Source organism: Loktanella sp. DSM 29012 (assembly GCF_900110705.1).
In the GTDB taxonomy this organism is placed as follows: Bacteria; Pseudomonadota; Alphaproteobacteria; order Rhodobacterales; family Rhodobacteraceae; genus Loktanella; species Loktanella gaetbuli.
Window position 1 is genome coordinate 14,920 of the sequence record NZ_FOEJ01000008.1, and the last position, 17,429, is coordinate 32,348.

Annotated in this window: 13 protein-coding genes; 6 read left to right on the forward strand and 7 right to left on the reverse strand. The window is 65.1% G+C overall.

Translation table 11 applies throughout. The features are described from left to right. The first annotated feature begins 243 nt into the window (after positions 1-243). Positions 244-3,726: a calcium-binding protein gene (locus tag BMX27_RS17095; protein ID WP_090160978.1), complete on the forward strand. Its 3,483-nt coding sequence runs from the start codon at positions 244-246 to the stop codon at positions 3,724-3,726. On the opposite strand, the gene BMX27_RS15125 is transcribed toward BMX27_RS17095, so the two are convergent. From BMX27_RS15125 to BMX27_RS15140, 4 genes are all read right to left on the reverse strand, one after another. Beyond that, complete coding sequence (locus BMX27_RS15125) at positions 3,719-4,327, reverse strand: sugar transferase (protein WP_090160980.1); 609 nt, start codon at positions 4,325-4,327, stop codon at positions 3,719-3,721. The genes BMX27_RS17095 and BMX27_RS15125 overlap by 8 nt on opposite strands. Next, positions 4,324-5,145 carry an NAD-dependent epimerase/dehydratase family protein gene (locus BMX27_RS15130; RefSeq protein ID WP_090160982.1) on the reverse strand — a complete coding sequence of 274 codons (822 nt, stop codon included), beginning with the start codon at positions 5,143-5,145 and terminating at the stop codon, positions 4,324-4,326. The genes BMX27_RS15125 and BMX27_RS15130 overlap by 4 nt, the downstream gene beginning before the upstream one ends. 45 nt (positions 5,146-5,190) lie before the next feature. Continuing rightward, on the reverse strand, positions 5,191-6,603 hold the full coding sequence (locus tag BMX27_RS15135; RefSeq protein ID WP_090160984.1) for a CAP domain-containing protein: 1,413 nt from the start codon (positions 6,601-6,603) through the stop codon (positions 5,191-5,193). 182 nt (positions 6,604-6,785) lie between these two features. Further along, a complete protein-coding gene (locus BMX27_RS15140; protein WP_090160986.1) occupies positions 6,786-7,913 on the reverse strand; it encodes a polysaccharide biosynthesis/export family protein in 1,128 nt (375 codons plus the stop codon). Between the two features lie 193 nt (positions 7,914-8,106). Here BMX27_RS15140 and glf point away from each other — a divergent pair, with 193 nt between their 5' ends. The 4 genes from glf to BMX27_RS15160 are packed head-to-tail and all read left to right on the forward strand — an operon-like array spanning position 8,107 to position 12,159. Beyond that, positions 8,107-9,255: a UDP-galactopyranose mutase gene (gene glf, locus BMX27_RS15145; RefSeq protein ID WP_090160988.1), complete on the forward strand. Its 1,149-nt coding sequence runs from the start codon at positions 8,107-8,109 to the stop codon at positions 9,253-9,255. Beyond that, the gene (locus BMX27_RS15150) at positions 9,252-10,241 is read left to right on the forward strand and encodes a glycosyltransferase (protein WP_090160991.1); all 990 of its coding nucleotides are present in this window, start codon (positions 9,252-9,254) and stop codon (positions 10,239-10,241) included. Before glf ends, BMX27_RS15150 begins: the two co-directional genes overlap by 4 nt. Before the next feature lie 29 nt (positions 10,242-10,270). After that, entirely contained in the window at positions 10,271-11,494 is a 1,224-nt protein-coding gene (locus BMX27_RS15155) for a KpsE/RkpR family capsule polysaccharide export protein (RefSeq protein WP_226749163.1), read from the forward strand. After that, complete coding sequence (locus tag BMX27_RS15160; RefSeq protein WP_090160993.1) at positions 11,491-12,159, forward strand: ABC transporter ATP-binding protein; 669 nt, start codon at positions 11,491-11,493, stop codon at positions 12,157-12,159. The genes BMX27_RS15155 and BMX27_RS15160 overlap by 4 nt, the downstream gene beginning before the upstream one ends. A 47-nt stretch (positions 12,160-12,206) precedes the next feature. Here BMX27_RS15160 and BMX27_RS15165 read toward each other — a convergent pair whose 3' ends face one another. Together BMX27_RS15165 and BMX27_RS15170 are read right to left on the reverse strand one after the other, a co-directional pair. Beyond that, positions 12,207-13,235: a ParB/RepB/Spo0J family partition protein gene (locus BMX27_RS15165; RefSeq protein ID WP_090160995.1), complete on the reverse strand. Its 1,029-nt coding sequence runs from the start codon at positions 13,233-13,235 to the stop codon at positions 12,207-12,209. A gap of 132 nt (positions 13,236-13,367) precedes the next feature. Further along, complete coding sequence (locus tag BMX27_RS15170) at positions 13,368-14,750, reverse strand: AAA family ATPase (RefSeq protein WP_090160997.1); 1,383 nt, start codon at positions 14,748-14,750, stop codon at positions 13,368-13,370. 417 nt (positions 14,751-15,167) lie between these two features. Here BMX27_RS15170 and BMX27_RS15175 point away from each other — a divergent pair, with 417 nt between their 5' ends. Further along, the gene (locus tag BMX27_RS15175) at positions 15,168-16,142 is read left to right on the forward strand and encodes a replication initiator protein A (protein WP_090160999.1); all 975 of its coding nucleotides are present in this window, start codon (positions 15,168-15,170) and stop codon (positions 16,140-16,142) included. On the opposite strand, the gene BMX27_RS15180 is transcribed toward BMX27_RS15175, so the two are convergent. Further along, positions 16,139-17,302 (reverse strand): DUF2793 domain-containing protein, encoded by a 1,164-nt coding sequence (locus BMX27_RS15180; protein ID WP_177172745.1) that lies wholly within the window; start codon positions 17,300-17,302, stop codon positions 16,139-16,141. The two genes, BMX27_RS15175 and BMX27_RS15180, sit on opposite strands and share 4 nt — an antisense overlap. Positions 17,303-17,429 lie beyond the last annotated feature (127 nt).

Sequence of the window (17,429 nt, forward strand, 5' to 3'; positions counted from 1 at the left end):
TCCAAGGTCCCGCCGCGACAGCGGGCCACAGTATGTCTTAGGCCCCCCCTTGCCTCTGTTTCAAGGGCAGAGCCCCCGGCACGGGTCGAAATGCGCCGGATGTGGCCTGCGCTGCCCGTCCGTTTTGCATAAAAGTCTCGGAAAACCTGCACAAAGCGTCACGCTGCTGCCCCGGTTCCGCCTGCACCGCGCACGGCCCTGCCCTGATCCTGGGGGCATGGCAGGCTGTGGCGGGTATCATCAATGGGCGAGCTGACACGGATCACACAGGTCACGGCCTGGGATTCCGCCCGTGTCTCTGCCCCCGATGATCTGAAAATCATCGATGGCCGCCTGTTCGCCACCACCAATTACGACGGGCGCATCTACAGCTGGACCCTGTCGGACGACGGACTGAGCCTGCGCAACACGCAGGCCCACAGCGACGTGCTGCGCCCGGGCGGGCATGGCTGGATCACCCCGCTGGATCTGGACGCAGGCCCCGTGATCATGACCGGCGGCGGGGCGGGTGGCGCACTCGTGCTGCGCGGCGTGTCCTCCAGCGGGGCCCTGCTTCCGGGGGATACGGTGGCAGGCAGCACCGGCATCTGGGGCAGCCTGCAACACACCGCCAGCGTGGAACTGGCAAACGGCAATCACGTGGTCTGGGGGGGGCTGGCCGGGCGCGGTGGCGTGGCGCAACTGACATTTTCCGACCAGGGCAGGCTGATCGACACGCGCATCATCGCGGATACCGCCGCCACCTATGCCGCCGACGTGTCATCCGCCGTCACCGCCACGGTGTCCGGGCAGACCTATCTGTTCACCGCCTCGGCGCTGGAAAACGGTGTTACCACATGGGCCGTGGGGGCCACCGGCACACTGACCGCGCGCCACGCCACCGGCAACGCAGAGAGCCTCTGGGTCAGCGCCCCCACCGCCGTGGGCCAGATCAGCGCGGGCGGGTCGGACTGGCTGGTGGTTGCCGCCGCAGACACCGACAGCCTGACCACCCTGCGCATCGGGGCGGATGGTGCGCTGACGCCGGTCGATCACCTGCTCGACACCCGCGACACCCGCTTCGGAGAGGTCGCGGCCATGACCACCATCCGCCATCAGGGCCAGGCCTATGTGATCGCGGGCGGTGGCGATGATGGCATCACCCTGCTGCAACTGCTGCCCGACGGCACCCTGCTGCACCGCGCCACGCTGGCCGATGCGGTGGACACCACGCTGGCCAATGTGTCCGCCATCACCGCGCGCAGCAACGGCAGCGCCATCGACATCTACGCAGGCTCGGCCTCGGAACCGGGGCTGACCCTGCTGCGCTATGATGCGGGGGCCGCGGGCCTGACCCGAACGGCGAGCGCTGCAGGCGGCACCCTGACCGGCAGCGCCGGGGGCGATCTGCTGACCGGCGGCGCAGGCACCGATCGGCTGTTCGGCGGTGCAGGCGACGACATTCTGCGCGACGGGGCGGGCACCGACACGCTGACCGGGGGTGCGGGGGCGGATATCTTTGTGCTGGCGGCGGATGGCACCCCCGACACGATCGCGGATTTCCAGCCCGGCCTGGACCGGATCGACCTGTCGGGCTGGTCGTTCCTGCGGTCGCGCAGCCAGCTGGACCTTGCGATCACCCAGACCGGGTTTCGCATCACCTATGGCGACGAGGTGCTGGAGGTCCGCAGCGCGGATGGCCAGCCCATCGACCACCGCACCCTGCCCGACACCGACCTGATCGGCGCCTTTCGCATTCCGATCGTCATCACACCGGGCTATACCACGCCACCCTTGGATCCCGTCGATCTGCCCGTCTACGAAGGCTATACCTCCGGCCTGCAACCCAGGCCCCTCGGCGCGTCCCCTTCGGTCTGGGACGTGCCGGGCAGCAATCCCGCAGACCAGCCCGCCCCCGGCGCATGGCCGCTGACTGCCGGGTCCGGGGCGATCCCGTCACTCAGCTTTTCGGGGTTTTCCGGCAGTCGGATCACCGGCATCGACTGGTCTGGATCCAGCGGTGCCAATACCAAATCCGGCACCAGCAAGGCGGACAGGCTGGATGGCAATCGTGGCAACGACACGTTGATGGGCAAGGGCGGGCGCGACTACATCTATGGCGACAGCGGCAATGACCGGCTCTATGGATCGACCAACAACGACAGCCTTTACGGCGGGTCCTGGGGCGACAGGCTCTATGGCGGATCGGGGCGCGACAGACTTTACGGTGGGTCCGCCGGCGACCGGCTCTACGGCAGCGGCAGCGACGACAGGCTCTACGGCGGCAGCGGCAATGACCGCATGTATGGCGGGTCCAGCCGTGACCGGCTTTATGGTGGGTCGGGGGCGGACAGGCTCTATGGTGGCACCAACAACGACCGCCTGTCAGGTGGCAGTGCCAGCGACCGGCTCTACGGCAGATCGGGGCGCGACTGGCTCTATGGCGGATCGGGCAACGACCGATTGTTCGGAGGCTCGAACCACGACCGCCTGTCTGGCCACAGCGGCGACGATTTCATCAGCGGGGAGTCCGGCAACGACCTGATCTATGGCGGATCGGGGCGCGACACGATTTCCGGACGCTCTGGCAGCGACACGATCTATGGCGGGACATGGGGGGATACCCTCTATGGCGGGGTCAGCGGCAATGACCGCATCTACGGCGGCAGTGGCGGTGACCGGATCTATGCAGGCAGCGGTGACGATTGGGTCAGCAGCGGGTCCGGCAATGACAGGACCTACGGCGGCGACGGGCGCGACCTGCTCTATGGGTCCAGCGGTGATGACACGGTGTTCGGTGGTGCAGGCCACGACCTGCTTTATGGCAGCGCGGGCAACGACACGGTTTATGGCGGTGACGGCGATGACTGGGTCGACGGCAGCACCGGCGATGACCGGGTGTTCGGCGACGACGGCCACGACACGATCCATGGCGGCGACGGGCGCGATACGCTGGCTGGCGATGCGGGTGATGACCACCTGTTCGGCGGCGCGGATGATGACACGCTTTTCGGGGGCACAGGCGACGACCAGCTGTCTGGCAACGCAGGCGCCGACAGCCTGTCCGGGGGCACAGGCACGGATACGCTCTTTGGCGGCGATGGGGACGACCGCCTGTCGGGGGGGGATGGTGCCGACGACCTGTCCGGCGGCACGGGCCGCGATACCCTGCTGGGCGAGGCGGATCACGACATCCTGCGCGGTGGCGACGGGGACGACACCCTCTTTGGCGGCACGGGCAACGACACCCTGTCGGGCCAGACCGGGGATGACCGTCTATGGGGGGAGGCAGGCACGGATCAGCTGGATGGCGGCGCGGGCAATGACACCCTGTTCGGCGGGGCCGATACCGATATCCTGCAAGGTGGCGCGGGCGACGATCAACTGTCGGGCGAGACAGGCGCCGACAGCCTGTTCGGCGGGGCGGGCGACGATACGCTGCTGGGCGGCGACGGCGATGACTGGCTGGACGCGGGCGCGGGCCTCGGCATCCTGACCGGCGGTGCGGGGGCAGACAGTTTCGTCTTTACCCAAGGGGCGGCGACCGTCACCGATTTCGACCCGCTGGTGGATCGCATCATGATCGAAACCGACCTCTGGGGTGGCGGCATCAGCCGGGATGACCTGATGTTCCTCTACGGACGCATGGACGGCGCGGATGCAACGCTGAGCTTTGGCGATGACACGGCGCTGGCGGTCGCGGGCACCACGCTGGATACGCTGGCCGAAACGCTGGTGTTCATCTGAACGGTTTGATCGCCGTGCGTCCGATCAGCACCAGATCCCAGCACAGCGTCCGGTGCCGCGCATAGATCAGGTCCAGCCGCGCCTTTTGCGGGATGCAGCGGCGGCGATAGGTGACCTCGGTCGCCTCTGGGGTATCGCAGGCCGCCAGCAGACGTTCCTCATGCGCGTGATAGACCAGACTGGCCAGTCCGGTGATCCCCGGACGGCAGGCCAGCACGGCGCCATAGAGGTCGGGATAATCCTCGACATAGCGGCGCAGCGGCGGGCGCGGCCCGACAAGGCTCATATCCCCCCGGATCACGTTCCACAGTTGCGGGATCTCATCCGCGCGGGACCGGCGCAGCAGGCGGTGCATCCGGCTCATCTGCCGTTGCTTGTCGCCGCCCGTGACACCGCCAACCTTGTCCGATCCCACGGGCATGGTGCGCAGCTTGATCAGCCCGAACCCCCGGCCCGGCGCGCGCATCCGTTCGCTGATATAGAACAGCGGGCGGCCTTCGGTGATCAGCAGCACCGCCATCAGCACGCACATCAGCGGCAACAGCAACAGCCCCAGCGTCACCGCCAGCACCAGATCAAGGATGCGTTTGCCCGCACTCATGCGGGCCACCCCTGCTGCGCCATGGCGGCGGCATCGGCGTCCGGCACAGCAAAAATCCCCTGCAACAGGGTCACATCCAGCCGCAAGTCAGGCAGCGCATCAGGGCCCGCGTCGCGCCAGACGAATGGCTGGCCGAGGGCGTCCAGAACGTCGGCCATATCCACCGACCCGGCGCGCGCCACGTTCAGCACAGGCGGCAGCGCGGGGGCGGCAAACAGCGCAGGCATCATCGCCATCAGGTCGGCTGCACCGATCATCGCACGCCGCGGCCCCTGCCCGTCCGCGAACCGGTCCAATGTCACGGGGTTCTCTGGCGTGGCGTCAGCGATACCGGCGGCCAGCGCATCGCAGCCTGCGACATTGCCGATCCGCAGGCAGGTCACATGGTCCTGCCCGGCAAGGGTGCCTTCCATCGCCAGTTTCGCGGCACCGTAACCACCCTGCGGCGCACAGGCGGAGCCTTCGTGCAGCAGGCCGCTGCACGGGCCGTAAACCGCCTGCGAGGACGCCACCAGCACCCGACAGCCCAGTGTTTTGCCCAGTTGGGCCGCGGCCTGCGCCAGCGGCAAGTTCTGTGCCAGCAGATCGGGGTCGGGGCCTGCGTATCCCGCCAATGCCAGAATGCCCGCGACACCCGCCCGTTCCAGATCGGCCAGCGGCGCGGGGCTGTTCAGGATATCCCAGGCAATCGCGGGGGTGGCGGGGGCGGCGCTGTCAGGGCGGTGCTGCCACAGGGCGGGCAGATCATCCGGCCAGACACGGGCCAGAGCACGGCCCAGCTTGCCCGTGCCGCCAAGGATCAGAATGGTGTCGCGCATGCCCGGGCCCTCCTGCGTGCCGATCGCGGCACACGGGGACAAGACCTACAGAAAAGCGATATCCTCCGCCAGCACCGACACGTCGCTCAACCCTTCGAGGATCAGCGTATCGCCACTGTCGAATGTGATGACCGTATCGCCGTCCACCACCTGCGCGCGGTCCATGACCGCCTGCGCGTCATCGGCCAGACCCGCCGCGATCAGCAGCCGGTCGATGCCGACCTCGAAATCCGCGATCCGGTCGGTGCCTGCGTCGAAATGGAACTGGTCCGCACCGAGGCCACCCATCATGTAATCGTCACCCGCGCCGCCAAACAGCAGATCGTCGCCCGCGTTGCCCACCAGCCGGTCGTCATGCGTGCCACCATACAAGGTATCGTTGCCGGTCCCGCCATAGAGCACGTCCATCCCCTCGCCACCGTAGAGCGTATCGTCACCCGCACCGCCCGACAGACGGTCACGGCCCTCGTCCCCGGTCAGCACGTCCGCACCGTCCTCGCCCGACAGCCGGTCGCGGCCATCGGCACCTGACAGCTGGTTGCTGCCCGCGTTGCCAGTCAGGAAATCGCCCCCCGCGCTGCCGGTCAGGTCCAGATCGGCGCGGCCCAGCAGGCGCACCTCGGTGGTGCCGAAATCGACCGTGGCGGACCCCGACAGCAACAGCACGCGGTCGCCGTCGGCGGCCGTCACCACGTCCAGCTTCACGTTGCCCGCGCTGGTGTCGATGCTCAGTTCCGCCAGCACGTCGTCACCGACCAGCACCGTCACGTCACTGGCCACCTCGGGGGCCACCGCCAGCGCATAGCCGCCAGCCTCGGCGGTCTGCACGCTGCGGCTACCATGGCGCAGGGTGACACCCTTGACCCCCTCGTCCATGCCGTAGAACAGGTTGCCGTCCGCATCGTCAAAGGCCACCCCGGTGACAAAGACATCCGTCCCCGTCGCCGCGAAATTCACCGTTGTCATCGAGGCCGCGTAATCCCGCCCCTCTTCGGTAAAGGTACCACCGACCTGGCCGATCCCCACCTCCTTGAGCTGGGGGGCAAAGGTGTTGACGCGGTGCGTTTCGCTGCGGAACAGACCTTCGTGATGGGCAGCGATCGCGGTGGACATGTCGATGCTGCCGGTGCCGTAGACCCCGCGCCAGGCAAGGTTTTCACGCCAGGACCAGGCCCCGGTGAATTCATATCCTTCGGCCCGCATCCGGGTGCCGCCGTTCGACCCGTTCGCCCCGCCGTGGCTGAAACTGTCGTTCTCCAGCATCCATGCGCTGTGGCCGGTGGCGGCCGCATGCAGCTGGTCATTGGGGGCCAGCACCTGTTTTGCGCTGGTGGTGATGGTGCCGTCCTTGAGGTCGGCATTCAGGTCGATCCCGTAACGCGCCGCCTCGGCCTGCGGGTCCAGGCGAGCGCGGTTGATCAACTCTAACAGATATTGCTCGTTACGATTGAATGACACGACCGGGGGCAGCCTTCGGTTTCAGGGGGATTCCCGCAGCAGCAGCGGAAATCATCAACCTTCAGGAAACCGGGCAAAGGTGCCGCGCAGGCGGCGCGATACTGTCGGAATTGTGGTTAAACAACCTCAGGGTTGCAACACAGCGTTGCCTGTTCTGCGACAATCATCGCCGCAGGACAGGATCAGTTCGCAAGCCCCAGCGTCGCACCCGCCAGCCCGATGACCGAGGCGGTCGCCCCCAGCGGGCTTTCGGTGGCATAGACCAGATCACCGGGCTGGATCTGGAACTTGCCCGCGCTGAACAACCCGTCCGCCGATGTCAGGTCGATGGTGAACACCACCCGTTCCTGCGGCGGCCCGGCGGAACTGACGGGACCTGCCACCGTATCGGCGGCGGCGTATTCGCGCAGCACCAGAATGGCCTGCGGATTGGCACGGGCATCGTTCACACCGCCGATGATCGCCAGCGCATCCAGTGCCGTGACCTCATCCTTGGGAAAGACATGCAGCGATTCCGTGGTGGTCGCCCCCAGCGACAGGAAATAGCGGTCGTCCGCCTCGATCAGCACGCGGTCGCCGCCCTGGATCACCGTATCCAGGGATGGGTCGTCGAACAGACGGTTCAGACCGATGCCATAGGACCGGTTGCCCCGGAACAGGCGCACCTGCGGGTTGGGCAACGCATCGTTCACGCCGCCGCCCAGCGACAGCAGGGTCAGCAGGCTGACATTGCGATCGGGCAGCGGATAGACACCGGGTGCACGCACGCCCGACACCAGGTTGGCGGTATTGGCCCGACCGGGATCGACGCTCAGCTGCACCTGTGCGGATGGCACGGTGTTCACCAGCATTTCCTGAATGCGCGTGCGGGCCGTGTCGGGGGCCATGCCGCTGACGCGCATGTTGCCCACGAATGGCAAAAAGATTCGCCCGTCCGGGCCAACCTTGACGTTCTGCAACTGGGCTACGCGCTGGCCGGGGGCGGTCAGCAGCGAATTTTCCTCGGCGTCCCAGATGGTGATCGCCAGCGTATCACCGGGGGTGATGATCATGCTCTGGGGTTGGGCCTGATGGCTGATCCAGGACATCCGGTCCGTGTTGTTGGACGGCCAGGCCTGCAACACCGGCAGGCTGTCGCGCGTCACGCTGAACACGGAAAAATCATAGATCGGGGTGCCGTCCACATCCGACACCTGCGTGCTGCTGGCGGCCAGAACCTCGGACTGGAAACCGGCCCCACGCGGCGCGTTGCAGGCCGCAAGGCCCGCCGTAAGCACCGTCAGCAGTGCCGTGCGCATGATGACATTCATGACCGTCTCCCCTGGTCCGCACTGGCCCCTCTGGCAGGAGAGGTCTCGGTGGCGGTTGGGCGCAAAATACAAGCCCGCCCCAAAGGGTCAATCGCCCATTGCCCCGTGCAGGGGATTTCGCGCGGGCCGTGCCCTTTGCCCCACGCGCCAGTTCCGGTTATAGCGCAGCGACATGTGGGGTGCCGAGGGCAGAATGACACAGCGGTTTATCATGGTCGGCGCGGGCTTTTCCGGCGCGGTCGTCGCACGCAAGCTGGCCGAGGCAGGCCATGCCTGCACCGTCGTCGATGCACGCGATCACGTGGCGGGCAATTGCCACACGGCCCGCGATGCCGATACCGGCGTCATGGTTCATACCTACGGTCCGCATATCTTTCACACCGGCGATGACGAGGTCTGGGACTATGTCCGGAAATTCGGTGAATTCGCGCCCTACAAGAACCGGGTGAAATCCACGCACAAGGGGGCGGTCTATACCCTGCCCGTCAACCTGCACACGATGAACCAGTTCTTCGGCACCGCCCTGCGCCCCGACGAGATGCGCGCCCATGTCGCCACCCTGACCGCCGATATCCCCGAACCCGAAAGCTTCGAGGAACAGGCGCTCGCCTTTGTCGGGCCCGACCTCTATGCCGCCTTCTTCAAGGGCTACACGGAAAAACAATGGGGCACCTCGCCAGCCAACCTGCCGGCTTCGATCCTGAAACGCCTGCCGCTGCGGTTCAACTACGACGACAATTACTTTGCCCATCCGCATCAGGGGATGCCGGTGAACGGCTATACCGCACTGGTGGAAAACATCCTCGATCATCCGCTGATCACGGTCCAGCTGAACACCGTGTTCGATCCCGCCACCGCCGGTGACTGGGACCATGTGTTCTGGTCCGGGCCGCTGGACGGGTTCTTTGGCTATGACATCGGCCGGCTGGGTTACCGCACGCTGGATTTCGAGGAATTCCGCGCGGACGGCGACTGGCAGGGCTGTGCGGTGATGAACCATCCAGATCCAGAAGTGCCGTTTACGCGCATCACCGAACACAAACACTTCGCACCCTGGGAAAGCCACGAAAAATCAGTGCTTTACCGTGAATACGCCCGCGCCTGCGAACCGGGCGACACGCCCTATTACCCGATCCGCCTGGTCGCGGAAAAAGCCCTGCTGTCAGACTATGTGGAACGGGCCAAGACCGTTTCCAACGTGACATTCATGGGGCGTTTGGGCACCTACCGTTACCTCGACATGGATGTCACCATCCGCGAGGCGCTGGATACCGCTGACGCCTTTCTGGCAGCACAGGCCGCTGGCACCCCTGCCCCGCTCTTTTCACAGGCCCCGCTATGACCCTTTGCGCTATCGTCGTCACGTTCAACCGCCTGGCGGAATTGCAGATCACCCTGCCCCGCCTGCTGGCCGAGGATGTCGATCATATCGTCGTCGTCGACAACGCCAGCACCGATGCCACGCCCGACTGGCTGCCTGCACAGGCCAGCGACCGGGTCCATGTCATCCGGCTGGACGACAACACCGGCGGTGCTGGGGGGTTTGAGGCTGGCATGGCCTATGCCCGCGACCAGCTTGACCCCGACTGGGTGGCGCTGATGGATGACGACGCCCGCCCTGCCCCCGGCGCACTGGCTGTGTTTCGCCGCGAAACACCCGGCTTGGAGTCGCAATTCCCCCGTCTTGGCTGTGTCGCCGCCGCCGTGTTCTATCCCGACGGCACCCTGTGCGAGATGAACCGCCCGTCGCGCAATCCGTTCTGGCACGCGGGGCTGTTTGCCAAGACCCTGTTCACCGGATCGCGCGCGGGATTTCACGTCTCTGACGCGGCCTTTGCCCCCGACGCCCCTGCCCTGCCGCTCGATGTGGCGTCCTTCGTCGGCTACTTCGTCCACCGTGACGCGGTGGCCGAGATCGGCCTGCCAGAGGGTGGTTTGTTCATCTACGGCGATGACGTGCTCTATTCCCTGCGCCTGCGCCGCGCGGGGTTCACCATGGCACTGGCGCCATCCGTGCGATTCGAACACGACTGCGGCACATTGGGCGAGGGGTTCGTCTATCGCCCCCTGTGGAAAATCTACTACCACTGCCGCAACGGCGTCAGCATCGCGCGCCAGGCCGCAGGACCGATCGTGTTTCCCGCAGCCCTCGCCTATTACACGCTGATGTGGTGGCGCCGTGGCCGTCATACCCAAGGCGTGGAACGCCGCACCTATTACAAACTGATGCGCATGGGCCTGCGCGACGGGCTGCTGCGCCGCCGGGGGCGCAATGACACGGCACATGCCCTTGCAAGGGCCGCTGACAAACCGGCCCAAGCCGCGTAACAAGGCCATAGCAGAAAAGGCCACGCCAGATGACCGAGACCCCACAGACCCCTGAACCGACCACCACGGCAGCCCCCGCAGCCCCCAAAAAACCCGCAAAGCCAATCAAGCCCGTCGCAGGGCCCGCCCGCGTGCGCAAACGGCACTGGGGCCTTGTCGTGTCCTTTGCGGTCATCACACTGCTGCCGATCCTGCTCAGCGCGTTTTACCTCTGGGGACGGGCTGCGGATCAATATGCCTCGACCCTGGGGTTCACCGTCCGCTCCGAAGAGGTCGCAACCCCCGCCGACATGCTCAGTGGATTGGGCGGCGGTCTGGCCGGTGGCGGGTCCGCCAGCCGCGAAACAGACATTCTCTATGAATTCATCCGCAGTCAGGAAATGGTCCGTCAGGTGGACGCGGCCCTCGACCTGAAAACGATCTACGCCCGCCACCACGACAGCGATCCGCTGCTGGGTTTCGACCCCGACGGTGCCACGATCGAGGACCTGACATCCTACTGGCAGCGCATGGTCCGGATTTCCTACGACAGCGGCACCGGGTTGATGGAACTGCTGGTGCTGGCCTTTGACCCCGCCGACGCCACCCGCATCGCCGAGGAAATCTTTGAGCAGGGCAGCACGCTGATCAACCAGCTGTCACAGATCGCACGCGATGATGCGACCCGCTATGCCCAAGAGGATCTGCTGATCGCCGTGGACCGCCTGAAATACGTCCGTGAGGCGCTGACCACGTTCCGCCTGCAAAACCAGATCGTCGACCTGACCGCCGACATCCAGGGCCAGATGGGCCTGCTGAACACGCTGCAGGCGCAACAGGCCGCGGCCCTGATCGAATTCGACCTGATCTCTGAAACCGCCAGCGCCAGCGATCCGCGTGTCGCACAGGCCCGCCGCAGGCTCGAGGTGATCGAAGCGCGTATCGCAGAGGAACGGCGCAAGTTCGGATCGGGCGGCGGATCGGCCGATCCCGAAGGCGTGGAATACGCCGAGACCGTCGCGGAATTCGAACGCCTGACCGTGGACCGCGAATACGCCGAAAACGCCTATGCGCTCGCACTCAGCGCATTCGATGTCGCCCGCGGCGAGGCCAACCGCCAGAGCTTTTATCTCGCCCCCTACATCACGCCGACGCTGGCCGAGAAATCCCAGTATCCGCAACGCTGGCTGATCCTGTCGCTGGTGGCGCTGTTCAGCTTTCTGATCTGGGCCATCACCAGCCTGATTTACTACGCCCTGCGCGATCGCAAATGATCCAGTTCGACAACGTCACGAAAACCTTTCGCACCCCCGGCGGGCGCAAGACGATCTTTCGCAACGCCAACGTGACGTTTCCCACAGGGCGATCGGTGGGTCTGCTGGGACGCAACGGTGCGGGCAAGACCACGTTGATGAGCATGATCGGCGGGTCGATCCGTCCCGACAGCGGCATCATCCACAAGACCGGCACCGTCAGCTGGACCGTGGGGTTTGCAGGCAGTTTCAATCGGCTGATGACGGGTGCGCAGAACACGAAATTCGTGGCCCGCATCTACGGCGTCGACACCGATGAACTGGTGGATTTCGTGCAGGATTTCGCCGAACTCGGCCCGCATTTTCATGCGCCGGTGCAAAGCTATTCCTCGGGCATGAGATCACGTCTCGCCTTCGGCATCTCCATCGGCATCCCCTTTGACACCTATCTTGTGGACGAGGTCACATCCGTGGGCGACGCCGCCTTCAAGCGCAAGAGCCGCGCCGCTTTCATGGACCGGATGACAACGGCGGGGGCGATCGTGGTGACGCACTCGATGACGCAGATCAAACGCCTGTGCGATGCAGGTGTCGTGCTTGAGGACGGTCAACTGACCTATTTCGACAATATCGATGACGCGATCGCCCAGCACCACATCAACATGGGATCGACTGAGGACGAATGATTGTCGCGCTGCGAAACAGGCTCTGACCCCAGGGTCAGAGCCTGTTTTTATCTACGATCCAGATCACGCAGCGCCTGCAACATCCGCGACACGAACGCCTGATCCTGCAGCGCTGCACCCGTCAGCCGGATTTGCCCGTCCTTGTCCACGCGGTATTCCAGACCGTCACACAGCGTTTCGCGCAGCGACGGCAGCTTGGGCCGGTCCTGCGGCGCATAGGGTGGGGCAGGGGCGTGGGTCGCAGCAATCGTATCCGCGATGATCTGCGCCTCTTGTGCGGCCGTCCGCTGCGGTGTCCGCGACAGGGCTGCCGTCAGACGGTCGGCCAGTGTGGTGTCCGCCTCCAGCGCCTGCACCAGCGCCAGACCGGACCGTTCCGTCAGATCCGTGGGGTGGGCCAGAACAGGGTCTAACAAACGCACGATAGACACGAAATTACCGATCTTGGACCGCTTGGACCGCGACACGGCGGCGAACAATTGCGACAGCGCAACCCGGTCGCTGCTGAACACGCCCTTGTCCACCGCACGTGCCACGATCCGGGCGCGTTCATAGAACGACAGGCCGACGCGGATCTCGTTTTCCTCGACCATGGCGACATAGGCGTCCGCCGCATCGGACGGGGTGCGCACGATAGCCAGAACAGTCTCGAACGCGGCATCTTTCGTCTCGAACGCCAGATCGCGCAGGGCCCCCAGACGGCGCCAGCCCGAGATCAGACCAAAGCGCCCACCTTCCAGTGCCACCACCTCGATCGCGGTCTGCTGGCCACGTTCGCGGATGCTGTCCTTGAGGACCGTCATCTCTTCGGCATCGGCGACCATGCGGTCGCGCACCAGATGATCGGCGTCGATCAGGTCCAGCGGCAGGCGCTGGATCAGGCGCCCTTCGCTGCGGGCCTCGGTCAGGGTTTGCGCGACCTCGGCCAAGGCGGCTGACGATGATGCATCCTGTGCGACATCCGCAATCGGGATCCGCGTGCCCGACAATCCGCGCGGCATGGCCGTCTTGGTTTCGGGGGCCGCGACCTGTGCGTGGCGGGTCGGTTCCGGTGTCAGTCTCTTACGCTTGGCCATCGGGTGTCTCCTTGCGGGATGCGACAATCAGGGGGCTTGGTAAACAGGTTCTGAGCCCTGCGCCCGCTGCGCAAAAATTATATGTCGATTCCGTGATGTTTCGCATGCGAAACATATTATGTAATATAGCGATCACTCCGCAGCCTTTGCCTGCGCCAGTTCATCCCGCCGCCAAGCCCCCAAGAGCAGGCTCTTGAAGGCAGCATAGGTGGCGTCAAATGTCTCGCGGCCACGGGCATATGTTTCGCGATTGAAATCGCGGTAATCTGCTTCGTAGATCCCCTGGACCTGTTCGCCGGCCTGACCGATCAGGGCGGTGAAATCTTGACGGTGGGGCGACAGGGTCTTGCCCAGATAGGCCTGCATCAGACCCGCCATTTCGGTCTGTTGGCTGCCGTCAAACCGTGTGACGACCGCACGGACCGCATCCCATTGGAACGCCATCTCTTCGCGCCCCAGCGCACGGGCGGCGAGGTTCTCACCTTCCTCGATGGATTGGAACGTGGTGTGGAGCATGTCGAAAAACCGCCCCGTGGAATCGAACTCCAGAAAGCTCGCACCGACGGGGACCAGCAGGATATCTGCGGCGGCCAACCCGTTGATCGTAAGATACCCCAGGGCAGGGGGCGTATCGATGAAGATCACGTCGTAGTCGTCAAGGATGCCGTCGGCGTCCAGCGTATCCGTCAGCGCATCCCACAGTTTCCATCCGCGACCCTGCATCCGCCAGACCGGCACCTGAAATTCCGCCCAATAGAGGTTCAGCTGGGCGCCGATCAGATCGATGTTCGGCCAGTGGGTTTTCTGCACGAGGCTTTGCGCCGTGATCCCCAGCGCCTCGGTCAGGGTGTCGTCCAGCGGCTGCGGGGCGTCACCGCGATCCAGCCGCCGCTGGTTGTCGAGCTGCAAATGTTTCGCATAATGCCGCGCCAGCAGCGGGAATACCGTCTGCCATTCATCCTCGACCCGGCCGCCAAAGACGGATGTCATCGAGGCCTGGCTGTCCAGATCAATGACCAGCACGCGGTAACCATCGAGGGCGGCGGACATAGCCAGATGCGCCGCAGTGGATGTCTTGCCCACACCGCCCTTGAAGTTGGCGACCGCCACCATTTTGGCAGGCAGCCCCTTGGGGCGGTAGGGGACATATTCCTTGGCCTTTGACCCCTCGCGGCCAAAGAAGGCGCGCAGGCGCAGAACCTCGTCGAGGGTGAACCACTTGGCGCCGCCCGTGGTTTCCGACTGGCCCTGCGGCAGGTCGGGGTTCTGTTTCAGCACGCGGCGGAAATGGGCCTGGGCCACGGGGATCAGGTAGCGGGTGATTTCCCAGGTCGAGAACAGGCGCAGATGCCGCTGACCATCCTCTGCCAATCCACGCCCGGCCAGGTCGTCACGGCCCGCGCGGGCCGCCCCTGCGATACTGGCGAAACCGGTGGTGGTGACGGGATCATCCAAATCGGCCAGCGCCTGATCTGGGTTGATGCGAAAATATGGTGGAAGGTCTGTGCTGCTCATCTCTTGATCCCTCTGACGGCCTTATGTGCGGCCTTTGGGTCAATATACGCAAAAACCACGCACATGGAAGAAAAGGTTGCACATGGGCGCGTTTTTCTAAGCAAATCAAGGGGGATGACACAGCGCTACCACGGCTTTGGTGTGCTGCCAAAAAAAATATGGTGTTAGAGATCGTTAGTTGATAGTTACGGAAACAGGCAGCATCGGTAACAGCCTGATTCAAAGCAGATTATCGCGTCACCGAAACACCGCTGCGACTCTGATCCCCCGATAGCCCGACTCTGATACACCAATGCGGTGACTCTGATCCCCCGTTCACGGGCGTTTACACAGACCTGTGGATAACTTTAGGGTGTCACTGAAACCCCGAAGCGGGAATCGACCGGCAACGACCGGAAGCAGGACAGGCAGACCGACATGAGCACCGCGCGACCGGACGATTTTTTCGTATGCGATATCTTTGACGCAGCTCCCAAGGGGGATCTGGGGTCGATGGAACATCCGATGTTTTCACTGTCCACGCGGCCCGACAAGACGATCCGCCATTATACCCGTGGCGATACCACGGTGACGGTGACGCCCTCGGTGCGGGGGCGGGCCACGATCCACGACAAGGACATCCTGATCTATTGTATCAGCCAGTTGATGGCCGCCCTCAACGCAGGTCGTGCGATTGCCCGCACCCTGACGCTGACGGCGCATGATCTGCTGATGGCGACCCAGCGCGATACGGGCGGCGACAGCTATACCCGGTTGCGCGACGGGTTCGAACGGCTGGCCGGCACCCGCATCACCACCAACATCGTCACGGGCGATCTGGAAACCACCACTGGTTTCGGCCTGATCGAAAGCTGGGAGATCGTGCGCAAATCCCGCGGTGGCCGGATGGTCAGCGTGCGCGTGACCCTGTCGGACTGGCTGTTCCGGGCGGTGCAGGCCAAATCCGTCCTGACGCTGAGCCGCGATTATTTCAGCCTGCGCAAACCGCTCGAACGCCGCATCTACGAGCTGGCCCGCAAACATTGCGGCCAGCAGCGGACCTGGCGTGCGAGTGTCGCCACGCTGCACGAAAAGGCGGGATCGGACGCGCCCCTGCGCGTGTTCCGTGCGGCGCTGCGCCGGATGATCACCGCCGACGGACTGCCTGACTACACGATGGAAGAAGAGGCGGGCGATCTCATTCGGTTCACCCGGCGCGGCATGCCCACCGAACAGGCGGGTGTCACGCTCAAACCCCAGACGCTGGATGCGGCGCGCGCGCTGGCGCCGGGCTGGGATGTCTATGCGCTGGAATCCGAATGGCGCGCGTTCTGGGTCGCCAGTGGCCGCCCCGCGCTGCGGTCGGCGGATGCGGCCTATCTGGGCTGGCTCAAGGGGCGGTTGGCCCGTTAGTTCGGGGCGGTCATGCCGATCAGGCCGGAACAGTTGAAATAGCGCGTGCCCCCCAGCGTGCTGCCTGCCGCGGCGCGGATCGCGGCAAAGACATAGCCTTCGTCGGGGGCGGTGTAATCCACCGCGTAACTGACACGCACCATGCCGTTGATCTGACCCAGGCCGGTCAGGGCCGGGGCCACGATGGTGTCGCGCAGGGTGGATGTGTTGTTGGTCCAGCCCGCGTTCCAAGGGCCATATTGGAAATAGATCCCGATCTCGAGGTCGGCCACGTCGCTGCTGGTGATGTCGCCCGCCAGCACAATCCGGTCGATATGGGACCCGGCCGAAATCAGCAGTGCGGCACAGTCGAAATCGATGCTGGGTTCTGCCCCGGTGCCAAGGTTCTGCGAGGCATTGGCCGATCCGGTATGCGACGAGGGCGCGCACCAGCGCTGGTCGGGATAGAGAAAATGCCGGAACCGATAGCTGAGCAATTGCCGCGCCCCGTTGGAAACGGGGCTGGTCGCCGGGGTGGCGGGCATGGTCACGATACCCGTGGTGGCATCGATCCGTAGCGCTTCGGTGAATGTGGCGCCATCGGCGCTGACCTTGATCGCGAAATCATCGCTGCCCGCCAGCCCCATTTCCGCCCGCCCCGACCAACCTGACTGGAACAGCAGGCTGGCGGTATCAGTGGGGCCGGCCTTGTTGACCTTGAGCTGGTGACCGCCGCCTGCGTGGGTCAGCAGCGTGGCATCCGCGGCCACCGCCAGCCGGTTGGTGGCGTCTGCCGTGGCGTTCACGCCGACGCCCGCCAGATTGTTCAGATCGGGGGTGCCGCCGACCGTGTCCCAGCCGGTGCCGGTGTTCACCCGCAGCACGCCTGTCGCCCGGTCCCACAGCCGCCAGCCGACCACCGGCGTGATGAACAACCAGCCGCCGCCTGCGACACAGGCGATATCGCCGTCGTGCCCGGCCCAGTCCCCGGTGGGGGTCTCGCCCAGATGCCAGCAGGTGCCTTCGGTCAGGGTGCCGGGCGGGTCGGTGGCATCGAACCCCGCGACGGTGCCCTGCACGATCAGGTCCAGCCGTTCGAGGGCCGCGTTGTGCGTGATGTGTTTCTGCGCCTGCGCGCCCTCGATAAACGGCAGATCGAGGCGGGGGGTATATGTGGTCATGGCATGGCTCCGGTCATCAGGGATCGCGCGATGATGTCCTGCGCCAGGGTGAACGCGGTCTGACCGCAGCGCCCGGCCTATGGGGCAGACCCGCAACGGTCCGTGGCGAATGCCAGGCCCTTTGCCC

Bases quoted from the DNA above. Each gene is read 5' to 3' on its own strand.
- BMX27_RS17095 (WP_090160978.1), top strand. From the start codon at position 244: ATGGGCGAGCTGACACGGATCACACAGGTCACGGCCTGGGATTCCGCC.
- BMX27_RS15125 (WP_090160980.1), bottom strand. From the start codon at position 4,327: ATGAGTGCGGGCAAACGCATCCTTGATCTGGTGCTGGCGGTGACGCTG.
- BMX27_RS15130 (WP_090160982.1), bottom strand. From the start codon at position 5,145: ATGCGCGACACCATTCTGATCCTTGGCGGCACGGGCAAGCTGGGCCGT.
- BMX27_RS15140 (WP_090160986.1), bottom strand. From the start codon at position 7,913: ATGAATGTCATCATGCGCACGGCACTGCTGACGGTGCTTACGGCGGGC.
- glf (WP_090160988.1), top strand. From the start codon at position 8,107: ATGACACAGCGGTTTATCATGGTCGGCGCGGGCTTTTCCGGCGCGGTC.
- BMX27_RS15150 (WP_090160991.1), top strand. From the start codon at position 9,252: ATGACCCTTTGCGCTATCGTCGTCACGTTCAACCGCCTGGCGGAATTG.
- BMX27_RS15155 (WP_226749163.1), top strand. From the start codon at position 10,271: ATGACCGAGACCCCACAGACCCCTGAACCGACCACCACGGCAGCCCCC.
- BMX27_RS15160 (WP_090160993.1), top strand. From the start codon at position 11,491: ATGATCCAGTTCGACAACGTCACGAAAACCTTTCGCACCCCCGGCGGG.
- BMX27_RS15165 (WP_090160995.1), bottom strand. From the start codon at position 13,235: ATGGCCAAGCGTAAGAGACTGACACCGGAACCGACCCGCCACGCACAG.
- BMX27_RS15170 (WP_090160997.1), bottom strand. From the start codon at position 14,750: ATGAGCAGCACAGACCTTCCACCATATTTTCGCATCAACCCAGATCAG.
- BMX27_RS15175 (WP_090160999.1), top strand. From the start codon at position 15,168: ATGAGCACCGCGCGACCGGACGATTTTTTCGTATGCGATATCTTTGAC.
- BMX27_RS15180 (WP_177172745.1), bottom strand. From the start codon at position 17,302: ATGACCACATATACCCCCCGCCTCGATCTGCCGTTTATCGAGGGCGCG.